Origin of the sequence: Streptomyces bungoensis, assembly GCF_001514215.1 — a bacterium.
Lineage (GTDB): Bacteria > Actinomycetota > Actinomycetes > Streptomycetales > Streptomycetaceae > Streptomyces > Streptomyces bungoensis.
Map to the genome: position 1 here is coordinate 883,177 of NZ_KQ948851.1, position 14,982 is coordinate 898,158.

The window sequence follows — 14,982 nt, forward strand, 5'->3', positions numbered from 1 at the left end:
CTCCGCGCATCCCGTAAAGGTGGCCACCGGACCCTTGCCCCACCCACGGCCCTCGCGATATCCCGATCACGCAACCGACCGTGGGGAGATCGCCATGAACGTCTCGGACAACTACCGCAACTCCTGGGAGAGTTACTGGCGCGACACTTCCGACGCCAGGGGTGAGGCCATCTGGGACGCCGATCCCTCGCTGAGCGCCGAGCCGCACAGCGCGCTGCTCCTGCGTCACGCGGACAGCGCGCGCACCATCGTGGACCTCGGCTGCGGCAACGGCACCCAGACCCGCTACCTCGCCACCCGGTTCGCGCGGGCCGTGGGCGTCGACCTCTCGCACGCCGCCATAGAGCACGCCCGTCGCGCGGCGGACGGCGAGTCCGTCGAGTTCCAGCAGCTCGACCTCACCGACACCGACGCCGTACGGGCCCTGCACGACCGGCTCGGCGACAGCAACGTCTACATGCGGGCCGTCATCCACCAGAGCGAACCGGGCGCACGCGCCGCGGTGGCCGCCGCCGTCGCCGAGCTCATCGGCAGCGAGGGGCGCGCGTTCGTCGTCGAGCTCACCTCCGAGTCCCGGGAGGTCCTCAAGAGCGCCGCGTCCGACCCGGGCGGCCCGGGGCCCAAGCTGCGCCGCGTGTTCGACTACGGCCTCAAGCCCGCCGACGCCGACGACGAGGAGATCCCGCTGCTGCTCGCGAAGAGCGGCATGGAGATACTGGCCACCGGCGAGACGGCCCTGCCGCAGACGGAACACCGCGCGGACGGCACCCGGATCGACCTCCCGGCGCGCTGGTTCGTGCTGGCCGTGAAGTGACCGCACGGCGGCCGGGACCCTGAGTCCGCGGCGTGGGACGCACGGCCGCGCCGGCCGTGCGTCCCGCGCTCCCGGGGGGCTGCGAATCAGCCGGTCACCACGGCGAATTTGGAACCGGGTCATCCGGCCGTGATGAAGCCGTGTCCCTCCGGTGAAGACCGGTCGGATAGCATTCCCCTCGCTTGTTCATGCGAAGGTGTAGAGGGGGGCCCTCAGCCGTGACGGTCCGTACGGCCGAAGTGCGCAGCCGGGGGCGGCGGCGTGCCCCGCGCTCAGGGCGTCTGCCCAGTCCGGCGGGGCTGCTGCCCACGCCGCCCGACGAACGGGAGAAGTACAGCTACGTCAAGCGCTACACCTGGGTGCTGACGTCCAGCTCCTTCATCGGGTTCGTCTGCGTGCTGCTCAGCCAGGCCGACACGGCCCGGCAGAGCTCGTGGATCTGGGTGTTCGCCCCCACGCTGCTGCTGGCGGTCCTGGGCTTCCTGATATCCCTGCGGCTGGAGGCGTTCGCCCCCAGCTTCGACCTCAAGGCGCACCGCCGCCTGGTCCGCGGCTGGCGCCCGCCGTACTACCCGAGCGTCGACGTCTTCCTGCCGGTGTGCGGAGAGCCCCTGGAGGTGCTGCACAACACCTGGCGCCACGTCCGCGTCCTCGCCGACACCTACCCCGGCCGCGTCGAGGTCCTGGTGCTCGACGACGGGGCCAGCGCCGAGGCGGCCGCCATGGCCGCCGACTTCGGCTTCCGCCACCTCGTGCGCCCCAACCGCGGCTGGATGAAGAAGGCCGGCAACCTCCGCCACGGCTTCGAGAACTCCTCCGGCGACGCCATCCTCATCCTGGACGCCGACTTCGTCCCGCGCGCCGACCTGCTGCACGAGCTGATGCCCTACCTGGACGACGACCCGCGCTGCGCCATCGTCCAGTCCCCGCAGTTCTTCCGGGTGCTCGACCAGCAGAACTGGATCGAGCGCGGCGCCGGCGCCGTCCAGGAGCTGTTCTACCGCTCGGTGCAGGTCTCCCGGCAGCGCAGCGACGGCTCGATCTGCGTCGGCTCCTGCGCGGTCTACCGCCGCGCGGCCCTGGACGAGATCGGCGGCACCAGCCTCATCGAGCACTCCGAGGACATGCACACCGGCTTCGACCTGCGGGCCCGCGGCTGGGACCTGCGCTACGTCCCGCTCGCGCTGTCCACCGGCATCTGCCCGGACACCGTCGGCGCCTACTACAACCAGCAGTACCGCTGGTGCATGGCGTCGATGAGCATGATGGGCAGCCTGCGCGACTTCTGGCAGGTCAAGATGCGCTTCGCCAGCCGGCTCTGCTACATGTCCGGCTTCATCTACTACATCGAGACCGCGCTGCTCACCTTCACCACCCCGCTGATCGCCCTGACCCTGCTGGTGCACTACCCCGACCAGCTCCAGGCCACCAACTACTGGATGGTCCTGCCCAGCGTGCTCTACCTGACCGTGGTCTACCCCCTGTGGCACCGCAACCCCTACCGGCTGGAGGCCTGGGCGACCCGCGTCATGTACGGCTGGGCGCACGTCTTCGCCATCTGGGACGTCGCGCGCCGCCGCCCGATGGGCTGGCAGCCCACCGGGTCCAGCGGGGCGAAGAAGAACAAGACGCGCCGCTTCTGGGGCGGCATGTGGCTGTGGTCCGCGCCCACGGCGGTGCTGTGGCCGGCCCTCGCCGTGTGGCGCATGAGCGGCGCCCACCCGGAGAACTTCGCGCTGATGCTGGCCTCCGGCCTGTTCTACGCCGTGGCCGTCGCCCGCGTGCTGATCCAGCCGAAGGAGGTGACCGCGTGAAGGCCACCTCCCTCGGACGGCTGCTGGCGGCCGTCGTCACCGCGGTCGTCTGCCTGGCCGGCTGTGTGAGCACCGGCCCGGCCCCCGTCGGCGCCGGCGGCGACGGAGCCCAGCCGGCCGTCTCCCTGCCCGGCGGCGGCACGACGTACGCGCCCGCGCAGCCGTACGACGTCACACCGCTGCTGCATCCGCGCAAGAAGTACTTCGGGGCCACCTTCGACGGCGTCCCCAGGGACCTGGGCCCCGTCGGGAAGTACGCCTCCCAGGTCGGCCGCACCCCGACGATGCTGGAGTACTACCTCGGCTGGGGCGACGCGCTGCAGGCCGACCAGACCGAGGCCGTGTGGGAGAACGGCCAGCTGCCGTACATCGCCTGGGAGCCGCACAAGGCCACCCTCGCGCAGATCGCCGACGGCAGCCAGGACGCGTACATCGTCAGCACCGCCCGGACCCTGCGCGCCGTGAACGTGCCCGTGGCGATCAGCCTCGCGCACGAGATGAACGGCGGCTGGTACCCGTGGGGCCACGGCAAGGCCACCGCCGCCCAGTTCGTGAAGGCCTGGCGCCACGTGCACGACGTCTTCCAGGACGAGGGCGTCTCGACGGTCATCTGGGTGTGGAGCCCCAACGTCGTCAACCCGGTGCCCCAGGTGGCCCTCAAGCCCTACTGGCCGGGCGACGGCTACGTCGACTGGGTCGGCGTCGTCGGCTACTACGCGCGCACCGGCGCCCAGGACTTCGCGGCGCTGTTCGGGCCCACCTTCCGGCAGATCAGGACCTTCACCGAGCGTCCCTTCCTGCTGGCCGAGACCGGAGCCCAGCCCAGCCCGCGCAAGAGCGCGCAGATCACGGAACTGCTGAAGACCGTCGCCGGCCGGAGCGACGTCGTGGGCTTCATCTGGTTCGACCTGGACAAGGAGACCGACTGGCGGGTCGACAGCAGCCCCGAGGCGCTCGCCGCGTTCCGCGCGGCGGCCCGCGACCACCGGTACGACCTCGACTTCACCGCCCTGAAGCACACGAGACAGAAGCAACGATGAGCCACACGGTGCCCCCGCTGCACGAAGAGACCATGCAGCTGCGGGTCCTGCCGCCGCCCCCGCCGGAGGCCGACCCCGGCTACTCCTTCGTCGAGGAGCCGCTGCCCGGCTGGACGCTGCCACCGCCCGCCCAGATGGGCTGGGCCGCCGACACCGGGCGGCGCCGCCGCACGGTCGGCCTCGCGCTGCTCGCCGTGATCCTGCTCGTGCAGGCCGCGCTGTCGCTGCGGCTGGCCAACTCCGCCTTCGAGGACGAGGCGCTGTACATCTGGGCCGGGCACGTGGAGATCGGCCACCTCTTCTACGGGGCGCCGAACTACGGCGGGTTCGACACCTACTTCTCCGGCGCGCCCGTCCTGTACCCCGTGCTCGCGGCCGCCGTGGACTCCGTCCTGGGCCTCGCCGGGGTCCGCGCGATGAGCCTGCTGTTCATGCTGACGGCCACCGCCTGCCTGTACGGGCTGACCCGGCGGCTCTTCAACGAACGGGCCGGCCTCGCCGCCGGAGCCCTGTTCGCCGTCTCCATGCCGACCCTGTTCCTCGGCCACTTCGCCACCTACGACGCCCTCGCCGTCTGCCTGCTGGCCCTGACCGGCTGGCTCCTGGTGGTCGTCGCGCCCCGGCACTGGGCGCTGGCGGCGCCCGTGGCGCTGGTCGCCGCGCTGGCGGTCGGCGTGAAGTACGCCTCCGCGCTGTTCCTGCCCACCCTGGTGCTGCTGTACGTGCTGGCCGCCTACCGGCACCACCACGTGCGGCGCGCCCTGCTGCGCGGCGCCCTCTTCAGCGTCGCCACCCTCGGCATCCTGGTCGGCGGGCTGGTGGCCAGCGGCTACCTGACGGCGATCCAGAGCACCACCACCGCCCGCGCCCACGGCTCCACGCCCACCTGGCAGATCGTCCAGGACACCGCCCGCTGGGCGGGCCTGCTGGTCGCCGTCGCGCTGGTCGGCACGGTCACCTACGCCCGCACCGCCCGGCTGAGCGAGATCCCCGGCTGGCGCAGGGCCGTCCCGGGCCGGCGCTGGCGCACCTGCCTCGGCGTGCTGCTCACCGGCACGGCGCTGCTGGCGCCCGCCTACCAGATCCACCTGCACACCGAGACGTCCCTGCAGAAGCACATCGGCTTCGGGCTGTTCTTCGCCGCGCCCATGGCGGGCGTCGGGGTGACCCGGCTGATGGGCGCCCACGTCAAGTTCCCGCAGTGGGCCATCGCCATCGGGGTGGTCGCCCTCACCCTGGGGCTGAGCCAGTCGGCCACCTACTTCGGCAGCTGGCCGGACACCCGCTACCTGGTCCCGCAGCTGTCCTACACGGTCCGCCCGGGCCAGCACTGGCTGGGCGACCCGAAGGAGGGCCCGGTCTACTACCTCAGCCGCGAGCGCCGCACCTCCTACCAGGACTGGCTGTCGTTCTTCTTCATCGACTACAAGACCCGGGACGGCCGCCGTCTGTCGGGCATCCCCGGCTACCGCGCGGCCGTCCGCGACGGCTGGTTCGACGGCGTGGTGCTGAACTACTCCGGCGGCCTGGCCCCGGCCGAGGAGGCCGTCCGCCAGGAGATGCGCACCAGCGGACGCTACCGGCTGAAGGGCTCGCTGCCGTACCGGACGTCCACGGGCACCGGGCACTTCGAGATCTGGGTCCGGCAGAGCGGCGGCCCCCGCTGAGCAGGGCGGGAGCCGCGGGCGGCGGCCCGGGGCGCTCCGGCCGACCCGTCGTGGCCCGTCCGGCTCCCGGCGCGTAACGTGCGCACCATGAAGATCCTGATCAGTGCCGACATGGAGGGCGCCACGGGTGTCACCTGGCCGGCCGACGTGCTGCCGGGGACACCGCAGTGGGAGCGGTGCCGGTCGATGTTCACCTCGGACGTGAACGCCGCCGCGGTCGGCTTCTTCGACGGAGGCGCCGACCAGGTGCTCGTCAACGAGGCCCACTGGACCATGCGCAACCTGCTGCTCGAACGGCTCGACGAGCGGATCGAGATGCTCACCGGACGGCACAAGGCGCTGTCCATGGTGGAGGGCGTGCAGCACGGCGACGTGGACGGCATCGCGTTCGTCGGCTACCACGCGGGCGCCGGGGCGGAGGGCGTACTCGCCCACACCTACCTCGCGAACCAGATCACCGGGGTGTGGGTGAACGACGTCCGCGCGAGCGAGGGCCTGCTGAACGCCCACGTGGTCGCCGAGTACGGCGTCCCCGTCGTCCTCGTCACCGGCGACGACGTGGCCTGCGAGGACGCGCTCGGCTACGCTCCCGAGGCGCTGAAGGTCGCGGTGAAGGACCACGTGTCCCGGTACGCGGCGGTGTGCCGCACCCCGGCCCGGACCGCCGCCGACATCCGCGCGGCCGCCAAGGAGGCCGCCGGGCTGGCCGTGCGCCACGAGCCGGTGCGGGGCGGTCCGTTCACCGTCGCCGTCGAGTTCGACGCCGAGCACCTGGCGATGGCCGCCACCGTCGTGCCGGGCGTCGCCCGCACCGGCGAGCGGAAGGTGGCGTACACCAGCGACACCATGTACGAGGGAATCCGGACCTTCAAGGCGGTCACCACGATCGTCTCGGCCGCGGTGGAGGAGCAGTATGGCTGACGCGCAGGCACTGGACGAGGTCGTCGAGTTCACCTCCGGCCTCATCCGGATCGACACCACCAACCGGGGCGGCGGCGACTGCCGGGAGCGGCCGGCCGCCGAGTACGCGGCCGAGCGGCTGGCCGGGGCCGGCCTGGAACCGCTGATGCTGGAGCGGACCCCGGGGCGCACCAACGTCGTCGCCCGGATCGAGGGCACCGACCCGGCGGCCGACGCGCTGCTCGTGCACGGCCACCTCGACGTGGTGCCGGCCGAGGCCGCCGACTGGAGCGTGCACCCCTTCTCCGGGGAGATCCGCGACGGGGTGGTGTGGGGGCGCGGCGCCGTCGACATGAAGAACATGGACGCGATGATCCTGGCGGTCGTCCGCTCCTGGGCCCGGCAGGGCGTACGGCCCCGCCGCGACGTCGTCATCGCGTTCACCGCCGACGAGGAGGCCAGCGCCGAGGACGGCTCCGGGTTCCTCGCCGACGAGCACCCCGGGCTGTTCGAGGGCTGCACCGAGGGCGTCAGCGAGTCCGGCGCCTTCACCTTCCACGACGGCGCCGGCCGGCAGCTCTACCCGATCGCCGCGGGCGAGCGGGGCACCGGCTGGCTGAAGCTCACCGCGCGCGGCCGGGCCGGGCACGGCTCCAAGGTGAACCGGGAGAACGCGGTGACCCGGCTCGCCGCCGCCGTCACCCGCATCGGGGAGTACGAGTGGCCGCTCCGGCTCACCCCGACCGTGCGGGCCGCGCTCACCGAGCTCGCGGCCCTCTACGGCATCGAGCCCGACTTCCGCGACGTCGACCGGCTGCTGGACAAGCTCGGCCCGGCCGCCAAGCTGGTCGAGGCGACCGTGCGCAACAGCGCCAACCCGACCATGCTGGACGCCGGTTACAAGCTGAACGTCATCCCCGGCGAGGCCGTCGCCCACGTCGACGGACGGTACCTCCCGGGCGGCGAGGAGGAGTTCCGCACCACCCTGGACCGGCTCACCGGCCCGGACGTGGACTGGGAGTTCGCCCACCGGGAGGTCGCCCTCCAGGCCCCGCTGGACTCGCCGACGTACGCCAGGATGCGGGCCGCCGTGGAGGAGTTCGCGCCCGAGGGGCACGTGGTGCCGTACTGCATGTCGGGCGGCACCGACGCCAAGCAGTTCTCGCGGCTCGGCATCACCGGCTACGGCTTCGCGCCGCTGAAGCTCCCCGCGGACCTCGACTACCAGGCGCTGTTCCACGGCGTGGACGAGCGCGTCCCCGTCGAGGCGCTGCACTTCGGCGTCCGCGTCCTCGACCGCTTCCTGCGGACGGCCTGAGCGATGGAGGAGCAGATGCAGACGCAGCCGTACGGTTCCTGGCCGTCGCCGATCGACGCGGCGCTGGCCGCCGCGCACGACGGGCAGCCCGAGTGGGTGGGGTACGTCGGCGACGAGGTCTGGTGGACCGAGCCCCGGCCCGCCGAGGGCGGGCGCCGGGCACTGGTGCGGCGGACCGCGGACGGCCGCGAGGAGCCGGTGCTGCCGGCGCCGTGGAACGTGCGCAGCCGGGTCATCGAGTACGGCGGCCGGCCCTGGACCGCGGTGGCCGGGGACGGCGGGCCCCTGGTGGTGTTCACCCACTTCGCCGACCAGCGGCTCTACCGCTGGGAGCCGGGCGGCGAGCCCCGCCCGCTGACACCCGTCTCGCCGGTGGGCGACGGGCTGCGCTGGGCGGAGCCGCGGGTGGACCTCGCCCGCGGCGAGGTCTGGTGCGTGCTCGAGGAGTACACCGGGGACGGTCCCGACGACGTGCGGCGCGTCCTGGCCGCCGTACCGCTGGACGGCTCGGCCGCCGAGGACCGGGCGGCGGTCCGCGAACTCACCGGCGCCCGGCACCGGTTCGTCACCGCGGCCCGCCTCTCGCCCGACGGCCGCCGCGCCGCCTGGCTCGCCTGGGACCACCCGCGGATGCCGTGGGACGGCACGGAACTGCTCGTCGGCGAGGTGGGCGAGGACGGCCTGCTGCACGAGGTGCGCACGGTCGCCGGAGGACCCGAGGAGGCCGTCGCCCAGGCCGACTGGTCGGCCGACGGCGGCCTGCTCTTCGCCAGCGACCGCAGCGGCTGGTGGAACCTGTACCGGGACGGCACCCCGCTGTGCCCGCGCGAGGAGGAGTTCGCCGGGCCGCTGTGGAAGCTCGGCCTGCGCTGGTTCGCGCCGCTGGACAACGGGCTGATCGCGGTCCTGCACGGCCGCGGGCCGGCGGTGCTGGGGATCCTGGACCCGGAGTCCGGGGAGGTCGTCGACGCGGCCGGGCCCTGGACCGAGTTCGCGCCGACGCTCGCCGCCCACGGCGAGCGCGTGGTCGCCGTCGGCGCGAGCCCGCGCACCGGGTACGAGGTGGTCGAGCTGGACACCGGCACCGGCCGCGCCCGGGCGATCGGCGCCCGCCACCGGGACACCGTCGACCCGGCGTACTACCCCCGGCCGACGGCCCGCACCTTCACCGGCCCCGGCGGCCGCGAGGTGCACGCCCACGTCTACCCGCCCCACCACCCCGCCCGCACCGCCCCCGACGGCGAGCTGCCGCCCTACGTCATCTGGGCGCACGGCGGACCCACCAGCCGGGTCCCGCTCGTCCTCGACCTGGAGATCGCCTACTTCACCTCACGCGGCATCGGCGTCGCCGAGGTCAACTACGGCGGCTCCACCGGCTACGGCCGCGCCTACCGGGAGCGGCTGCGCGAACAGTGGGGCGTGGTCGACGTCGAGGACTGCGCGGCCGTGGCCCGCGCGCTGGCCGAGGAGGGCACCGCGGACCCGGACCGGCTCGCGATCCGCGGCGGCAGCGCCGGCGGCTGGACCACCGCCGCCTCCCTGACCACCACCGGCCTCTACGCCTGCGGCACGATCAGCTACCCCATCTTCGACCTCGCCACCTGGGGCCCGGGGGACACCCACGACTTCGAGTCCCGGTACCTGGAGTCGCTGGTCGGCCCGCGCGCCGAGGTGCCCGAGCGGTACGCCGAGCGCTCGCCCACCACGCACGCCCACCGGCTCACCGCCCCGTTCCTGCTCCTGCAGGGACTGGACGACGTCATCTGCCCGCCCGCCCAGTGCGAACGCTTCCTCGCCCGGCTCCGGGGCCGCGGGGTGCCGCACGCCTACCTCACCTTCGCGGGGGAGGGGCACGGCTTCCGGCGGGCCGACACCATCGTCCGCGCCCTGGAGGCCGAACTGTCCCTGTACGCCCAGGTGTTCGGGCTCGCCCCGACCCCTGCCGTGCCGAAGCTGGAGCTGGTCACATGAGGGAGCTGCTGCGGCCGGCCCGGCTGGCCCCCGGGGCGCGGGTGGCCGTCGTCGCCCCCAGCGGGCCGGTGCCCGAGGAACGGCTGCAGGCCGGCCTCGACGTGCTGCGCGGCTGGGACCTCGACCCGGTCGCCGCACCCCATGTGCTGGACCGGCACGGCGCGTTCGGCTACCTGGCCGGCACCGACGCCGACCGCGCCGCCGACCTGCAGAGCGCCTGGTGCGACCCCAGCGTGGACGCGGTCCTGTGCGCCCGCGGCGGATACGGCGTGCAGCGCATGGCCGACCTCCTCGACTGGGAGGCGATGCGGGCGGCCGGGCCGAAGGTCTTCGTCGGCTTCAGCGACATCACCGCCCTGCACGAGGCCTTCGCCACCCGGCTGGGCCTCGCCACCCTGCACGGGCCGATGGCCGCCGGCGTCGACTTCGTCAAGAACGAGCGGGCCCAGGAGCACCTCAGGGCCACGCTGTTCGCGCCGGAGACGGTCCGCACCATCGCCTCCGGCGGCACCGCGCTCGTCCCCGGCCGGGCCCGGGGCGTCACCCTCGGCGGCTGCCTGTGCCTGCTCGCCGCCGAACTCGGCACCCCGCACGCCCGCCCCTCGGCGAGCGGCGGACTGCTCTGCCTGGAGGACGTGGGGGAGGAGACGTACCGGCTGGACCGGTACCTCACCCAACTCCTGCGCGCCGGCTGGCTGGAAGGGGTCCGCGGTGTGCTGCTCGGCTCATGGGAGAACTGCGCCGGCCCCGCCGAACTGCGCCTCCTGCTCACCGACCGGCTCGGCGCGCTCGGCGTGCCGGTGGTGGAGGACTTCGGGTTCGGCCATTGCGCGGGCGCGTTGACGATCCCCTTCGGGGTGACGGCCGAACTCGACGCCGAGGCGGCCACGCTCACCCTGGACGAGCCGGCGCTGCGCTAGCCGGTCGTAGGTCACCGGGCGCCGCGACCGGTGGCGCGTAGGCTGGCGGGATGCCGCACACCGCATCCCGCTACCTCGCCGAAGGCCCCCGCGTGGGCATCAGGTCCTTCACCCCCGGCGACGGCCCCGAGTTCACCGCCCGGGCCCGGGAGAGCAAGGACCTGCACCGGCCGTGGCTGTTCCCGCCCGACACCGACGAGGCCTACTCCGCCTACGCCGGGGCGCTCATCGACGACCCGGCCAGAGCCGGCTTCCTGGTGTGCGAGAAGGACACCGGGGCCATCGCGGGCTTCATCAACATCAACAACATCGTCCGGGGCGGCTTCCGGAGCGGCGCCCTCGGTTACGGCGCCTTCGCGCACGCGGCCGGCCGGGGACTCATGCGGGAGGGCCTTCGGCTGGTGATCGGCCACGCGTTCGGGCCGCTGGGGCTGCACCGGCTCGAGATCAACGCGCAGCCCGGGAACACCGCCTCCCTCGCCCTCGCCCGGGGCGCCGGGTTCCGCAAGGAGGGTTTCTCACCGAAGATGATCCACATCGACGGCGCCTGGCGCGACCACGAACGCTGGGCGCTGACCGCGGAGATGTGGACCGGCCACTGATCCCGCCGTCCGCGACAGCCCCTCCGACCCGGGCCCGCGCCCGCCACGGCGCCTTTGCGTAAACCTGACCGGCACCTCCCCTGGCCGACGCGTCCCCCGCCGGGTTCCATGGTGATCGTGACGAGGATCCGACGTGAGGTACTGACCGTTCCTACAGGCTGAGCGGGAGTGGGTCCTGTTGCCAGAACTTGTGCTCAGCCGAACGCGCCGAACGGTGTTGGGCGTTCTGGTCCACCGCGTTCGCTTCGTGTCCGGCGCGCACGGATCGTGTCCGTGGTCCGGGAATACGGGGGCGGTTTCCCTCACGTTGCGGAGTCACCGATGTGGCCTGGACGGTTCGATGCCCCGCATGATCACTCCGGTCGTGCGGGGGCGGTGCCGTCCGTCGCCGGATCGGGTGCCCCAGGGCGCGCCTTCCGATCGCCACCGCTGCCGCGTCGTGGCGAGTGGTCTTGTTGTTCTTGCTGGTGAGGGGCCCCTGCCAGTGCTGGGCGCCCCACCGGCTGGTGTAGGCCGGATCAACGGCGACGACGGTGATGCCGAGTTCGGCCGCCATGGACACGAGCCGGGCCCGCAGCCTGCTGACGGGCAGGCCGGAGACGAGGTTGCGGAACCGTTTGCGGCGGCCGTGCTTCTCGCGGGTGGTCTCGGCGGTGAAGTCGAGGTCTTCGATCGCGATCGACAGGCCGTGGTGCTTGGCCCAGTGCAGCAGGCGGGTCAGGGCGTGTCTGACTTGCGCGTCACGGTGCTGGGCGGTGCCGGTGAGGTCGTAGCCGAACCGGAGGGGCCTGCCGAGGGGGTTGCCGTGTGCGTCGAGGCGCCAGGCGGCCAGGTGGTCCGCGTTGGTGTCCACACCGATCAGGCCCCTGGCCCGGGCAGCTACCAGCGGCACGGCCTGCACTGGGGGCATCGTCCAGGACGTGGTCAGGTACCAGCGGCCCCGGTCGGTGTCTTCGTGGATGCGGTAGGCCACGGCCCGGTTCGCTGCCACGCGGTCGGCCCACTGCTCGCCCCGGTGCGCGAACGACACCCGCGTGGCCAGTACGTACCGGCCGTGCGGCGCGTTCGCCAGGTGGACCAGCGGCGCGGGGAGCTTGACCGACACCTCGCCGTCACCGGTGACCCGGATGCTCTCGTTGCCGAACCGTCTGCCGGACTCGCCGTCCGCGGTGAGGAACCGGCGCCCGGCCCGCCACCGGGTGCGCCACTGCTCCTCGGTCAGCTGCGCCTGCTCCGCACTCAACCGCCATCAACCGTTACGTGGTCACCACCTTGCCCGCCGGCCACGATTTTGCATGCGCCCTGGCCGGCTCAGCCCCGCTGGTCGGCGTACTCGAAGACCGAGCCGTCCGGGTGCACCGCGAGCAGGTTCCGTCCGACCGGGGTCGCGACCGGCCCCGCGACGATCCGGGCGCCCTGCTCCGTCAGCACCCGGTGGGCCTCGTCGACGTCCTTCACCGCGATGGTCGCCGCCACCCGGCGCAGCACCTCCAGCTCCGGCTCCGGCCCGCTCATCAGGAGGAACGAGCCGACCGCGGCGACCTGGACACCGCCGCGCTCGAACCGCTGTGCCGTACCGCCCGCCAGCCCCTCGTAGAACGGGATCGCGGTCTCGAGGTCGTCTACGCAGACACACAGTGTGGCGCCCAGAATCTCCATGCGGACGAGCCTAGTCGGGAAGCCCGGCGCCGCGGTCCGGTAGAGGTCGAAGAACCGTTCCCCAACGGTGTCGGGCGTCCTGGTCCCCCACGTTCGCTCCGGGCGACCGGGCGACCGGGCGGTCGGGGTGTGGGCCGGTGGGCTCTGCCGGGGCCGGGGCCGGGTGACCGGGGGCGACGGCGCGAAACGCGGGCCGGGCCGGCGTCCGGGACGGCGCGGGACGGCGCCGGCCGGGGACGCGGTCGGGCGTCCGGGTGAGGCCGGCGGCGTTTGGGTGCCCCCGCCTCGGTTACGCGGAAGGCTTCCAAGCAGCGACTGAGCCGGAGGCGCACCGTGAGTCGACCACGCGTCGTGATCGTCGGCGCCGGATTCGCCGGGTACCGGGCCGCCCGCACCCTCGCCCGGCTGACCCGGGGCCGGGCCCGCGTCACGCTGCTCAACCCGACCGACTACTTCCTGTACCTCCCCCTGCTGCCCCAGGTGTCCGCCGGGATCCTGGAGGCCCGCAGGGTCACCGTCTCCCTCCCCGGCACGCTGCGCGGGGTGCGGCTGGTGCTGGGGGAGGCGGACCGCGTCGACCTCGACCGGCGCACCGTGCGGTACACCGACCCCGAGGGCGGCACCGGCAGCCTCGGTTACGACCGGCTGGTGCTGGCCGTCGGCAGCGTCAACAAGCTGCTGCCGATCCCCGGTGTCGCCGAGCACGCGCACGGGTTCCGCGGGCTGCCCGAGGCGCTGTACCTGCGCGACCACGTCACCCGCCAGGTCGAGCTGGCCGCCGCGGCCGACGACCCGGCGGAGCGGGCCGCCCGGTGCACCTTCGTGGTGGTCGGCGCGGGCTACACCGGCACGGAGGTGGCCGCGCAGATGCAGATGCTCACCGACCGCCTCGCGCGCCGGCACCTGCCGGGCGGTGCCCGGCCGCGCTGGATGCTGCTGGACATCGCGCCGCGCGTGCTGCCGGAGATGGACGAGCGGCTCTCGCGCACCGCCGACCGGGTCCTGCGGGCACGGGGCGTCGACGTGCGGATGGGGACCTCGGTGGAGGAGGCCACCCATGACGGGGTGCTGCTCACCGACGGCGAGTCCGTCCGGTGCCGGACGCTGGTGTGGTGCGTCGGGGTCCGGCCCGATCCGCTGGTCGAGGCGGTCGGGCAGCCCCTGGAGCGGGGGCGGCTGATCGTCGACCCCCACCTGCGGGTGCCGGGCCGTGAGGAGGTGTTCGCCTGCGGCGACGCGGCGGCCGTGCCCGATCTTGAGCATCCGGGGAAGTTCACGCCCATGACCGCCCAGCACGCCTGGCGGCAGGGCCGGGTGGCCGGGGAGAACGTGGCCGCCTCGCTCGGCCTCGGCCGGCGGCGGCGCGTCTACCGCCACCGCGACCTGGGCTTCGTCGTCGACCTGGGCGGCGTCCGGGCCGCCGCGAACCCGCTCGGCATCCCGCTGTCCGGCCTGCCGGCAGGAGCGGTCACACGCGGTTACCACCTGGCCGCCATGCCCGGCAACCGCGTGCGCGTCCTCGCCGACTGGATCCTGGACGCGGTGCTGCCCCGCCAGGGCGTCCAGCTGGGTCTGGTCCGCTCCTGGTCGGTCCCCCTGGACACGTCCTCCCCGGAACTGGCCCGCGTCCCCCGGGGACCGGCCGCCGCCGCGCCCACGGACGACACCCCGGCGGCGGCCCGCCCCACTCCCACCGAACCGCGCACGCCGACACCGCCGCCGAAGCCGCACCAGAACACCGAGCCCGGCGGAAGCGGGCCGAGCGGTGAGCCACCCAGGAACCGGGCGGGCGGCGAGCCCCCGCAGAACCGACCCGGCGGGGAGCGTGCCGTGACCGAGCCCGGCAGCGAGCCTGCCAAGCCCCAGCCGGGTGGTGAGCCCGCGAGGAACCAGCCGGGTGGTGAGCCTGCCAGGAACCAGCCGGGTGGTGAGCCTGCCAGGAACCAGCCGGGTGGTGAGCCGGCGAAGAACCAGCCGGGCGGTGAGCCTGCGAAGAACCAACCGTTTGGTGGCGCCGCCAAGAGTGAACCCGACAGTGGGGCTGCCAAGACTCAGCCCGGCGGGGAGCGTGCCATGACCGAGCCCGGCAGCGAGCCTGCCAAGCCCCAGCCGGGCGGTGGGCCCGCGAGGAACCAGCCCGGCGGCGAACCCGCCAGGAACGAGACCGGTGGTGAGCCCGCGAGGAATCAGCCGGGTGGTGAGCCGGCCAGGAACGAGACCGGTGGTGAGCCCGCGAGGAATCAGCCGGGTGGTGAGCCGGCCAGGAACCAGCCGGGC

General features: G+C 73.7%; 11 protein-coding genes and 1 pseudogene. 10 read left to right on the forward strand and 2 right to left on the reverse strand.

What is annotated here, in order from left to right; genetic code table 11:
* The first annotated feature begins 94 nt into the window (after positions 1-94).
* The 9 genes from AQJ66_RS03655 (at position 95) to AQJ66_RS03695 (ending at position 11,046) form a co-directional block, all read left to right on the forward strand.
* A complete protein-coding gene (locus AQJ66_RS03655) occupies positions 95-814 on the forward strand; it encodes a class I SAM-dependent methyltransferase (protein ID WP_061916195.1) in 720 nt (239 codons plus the stop codon).
* Between the two features lie 188 nt (positions 815-1,002).
* Entirely contained in the window at positions 1,003-2,628 is a 1,626-nt protein-coding gene (locus AQJ66_RS03660; protein WP_208611268.1) for a glycosyltransferase family 2 protein, read from the forward strand.
* Positions 2,625-3,668: a glycoside hydrolase family 26 protein gene (locus tag AQJ66_RS03665; RefSeq protein ID WP_063804000.1), complete on the forward strand. Its 1,044-nt coding sequence runs from the start codon at positions 2,625-2,627 to the stop codon at positions 3,666-3,668. Before AQJ66_RS03660 ends, AQJ66_RS03665 begins: the two co-directional genes overlap by 4 nt.
* Positions 3,665-5,335 (forward strand): ArnT family glycosyltransferase, encoded by a 1,671-nt coding sequence (locus AQJ66_RS03670; RefSeq protein WP_061916198.1) that lies wholly within the window; start codon positions 3,665-3,667, stop codon positions 5,333-5,335. Before AQJ66_RS03665 ends, AQJ66_RS03670 begins: the two co-directional genes overlap by 4 nt.
* An 87-nt stretch (positions 5,336-5,422) precedes the next feature.
* Positions 5,423-6,256, forward strand: coding sequence for a M55 family metallopeptidase (locus AQJ66_RS03675; RefSeq protein WP_061916202.1), 834 nt, complete (start codon positions 5,423-5,425; stop codon positions 6,254-6,256).
* Complete coding sequence (locus AQJ66_RS03680) at positions 6,249-7,553, forward strand: M20/M25/M40 family metallo-hydrolase (protein ID WP_061916205.1); 1,305 nt, start codon at positions 6,249-6,251, stop codon at positions 7,551-7,553. Before AQJ66_RS03675 ends, AQJ66_RS03680 begins: the two co-directional genes overlap by 8 nt.
* A gap of 15 nt (positions 7,554-7,568) precedes the next feature.
* Positions 7,569-9,524 carry an LpqB family beta-propeller domain-containing protein gene (locus AQJ66_RS03685; protein ID WP_425264255.1) on the forward strand — a complete coding sequence of 652 codons (1,956 nt, stop codon included), beginning with the start codon at positions 7,569-7,571 and terminating at the stop codon, positions 9,522-9,524.
* Positions 9,521-10,444 (forward strand): S66 peptidase family protein, encoded by a 924-nt coding sequence (locus AQJ66_RS03690; protein WP_061916211.1) that lies wholly within the window; start codon positions 9,521-9,523, stop codon positions 10,442-10,444. Before AQJ66_RS03685 ends, AQJ66_RS03690 begins: the two co-directional genes overlap by 4 nt.
* A gap of 50 nt (positions 10,445-10,494) precedes the next feature.
* The gene (locus AQJ66_RS03695) at positions 10,495-11,046 is read left to right on the forward strand and encodes a GNAT family N-acetyltransferase (RefSeq protein ID WP_061916214.1); all 552 of its coding nucleotides are present in this window, start codon (positions 10,495-10,497) and stop codon (positions 11,044-11,046) included.
* Positions 11,047-11,197: 151 nt separating this feature from the next.
* On the opposite strand, the pseudogene AQJ66_RS03700 reads toward AQJ66_RS03695, so the two are convergent.
* Positions 11,198-12,280, reverse strand: a pseudogene (locus AQJ66_RS03700) (IS200/IS605 family accessory protein TnpB-related protein); the annotation flags it as partial.
* 77 nt (positions 12,281-12,357) lie between these two features.
* Complete coding sequence (locus AQJ66_RS03705; protein ID WP_061916217.1) at positions 12,358-12,705, reverse strand: VOC family protein; 348 nt, start codon at positions 12,703-12,705, stop codon at positions 12,358-12,360.
* Positions 12,706-13,038: 333 nt separating this feature from the next.
* Here AQJ66_RS03705 and AQJ66_RS03710 point away from each other — a divergent pair.
* A partial coding sequence (locus AQJ66_RS03710) for an FAD-dependent oxidoreductase (RefSeq protein ID WP_244162732.1) occupies positions 13,039-14,982 on the forward strand: 1,944 nt, incomplete at its 3' end.

Excerpts from the sequence above, each read along its gene's own strand:
- AQJ66_RS03655 (WP_061916195.1), top strand. The coding sequence starts at position 95 with ATGAACGTCTCGGACAACTACCGCAACTCCTGGGAGAGTTACTGGCGC.
- AQJ66_RS03660 (WP_208611268.1), top strand. The coding sequence starts at position 1,003 with ATGCGAAGGTGTAGAGGGGGGCCCTCAGCCGTGACGGTCCGTACGGCC.
- AQJ66_RS03670 (WP_061916198.1), top strand. The coding sequence starts at position 3,665 with ATGAGCCACACGGTGCCCCCGCTGCACGAAGAGACCATGCAGCTGCGG.
- AQJ66_RS03675 (WP_061916202.1), top strand. The coding sequence starts at position 5,423 with ATGAAGATCCTGATCAGTGCCGACATGGAGGGCGCCACGGGTGTCACC.
- AQJ66_RS03680 (WP_061916205.1), top strand. The coding sequence starts at position 6,249 with ATGGCTGACGCGCAGGCACTGGACGAGGTCGTCGAGTTCACCTCCGGC.
- AQJ66_RS03685 (WP_425264255.1), top strand. The coding sequence starts at position 7,569 with ATGCAGACGCAGCCGTACGGTTCCTGGCCGTCGCCGATCGACGCGGCG.
- AQJ66_RS03690 (WP_061916211.1), top strand. The coding sequence starts at position 9,521 with ATGAGGGAGCTGCTGCGGCCGGCCCGGCTGGCCCCCGGGGCGCGGGTG.
- AQJ66_RS03695 (WP_061916214.1), top strand. The coding sequence starts at position 10,495 with ATGCCGCACACCGCATCCCGCTACCTCGCCGAAGGCCCCCGCGTGGGC.
- AQJ66_RS03705 (WP_061916217.1), bottom strand. The coding sequence starts at position 12,705 with ATGGAGATTCTGGGCGCCACACTGTGTGTCTGCGTAGACGACCTCGAG.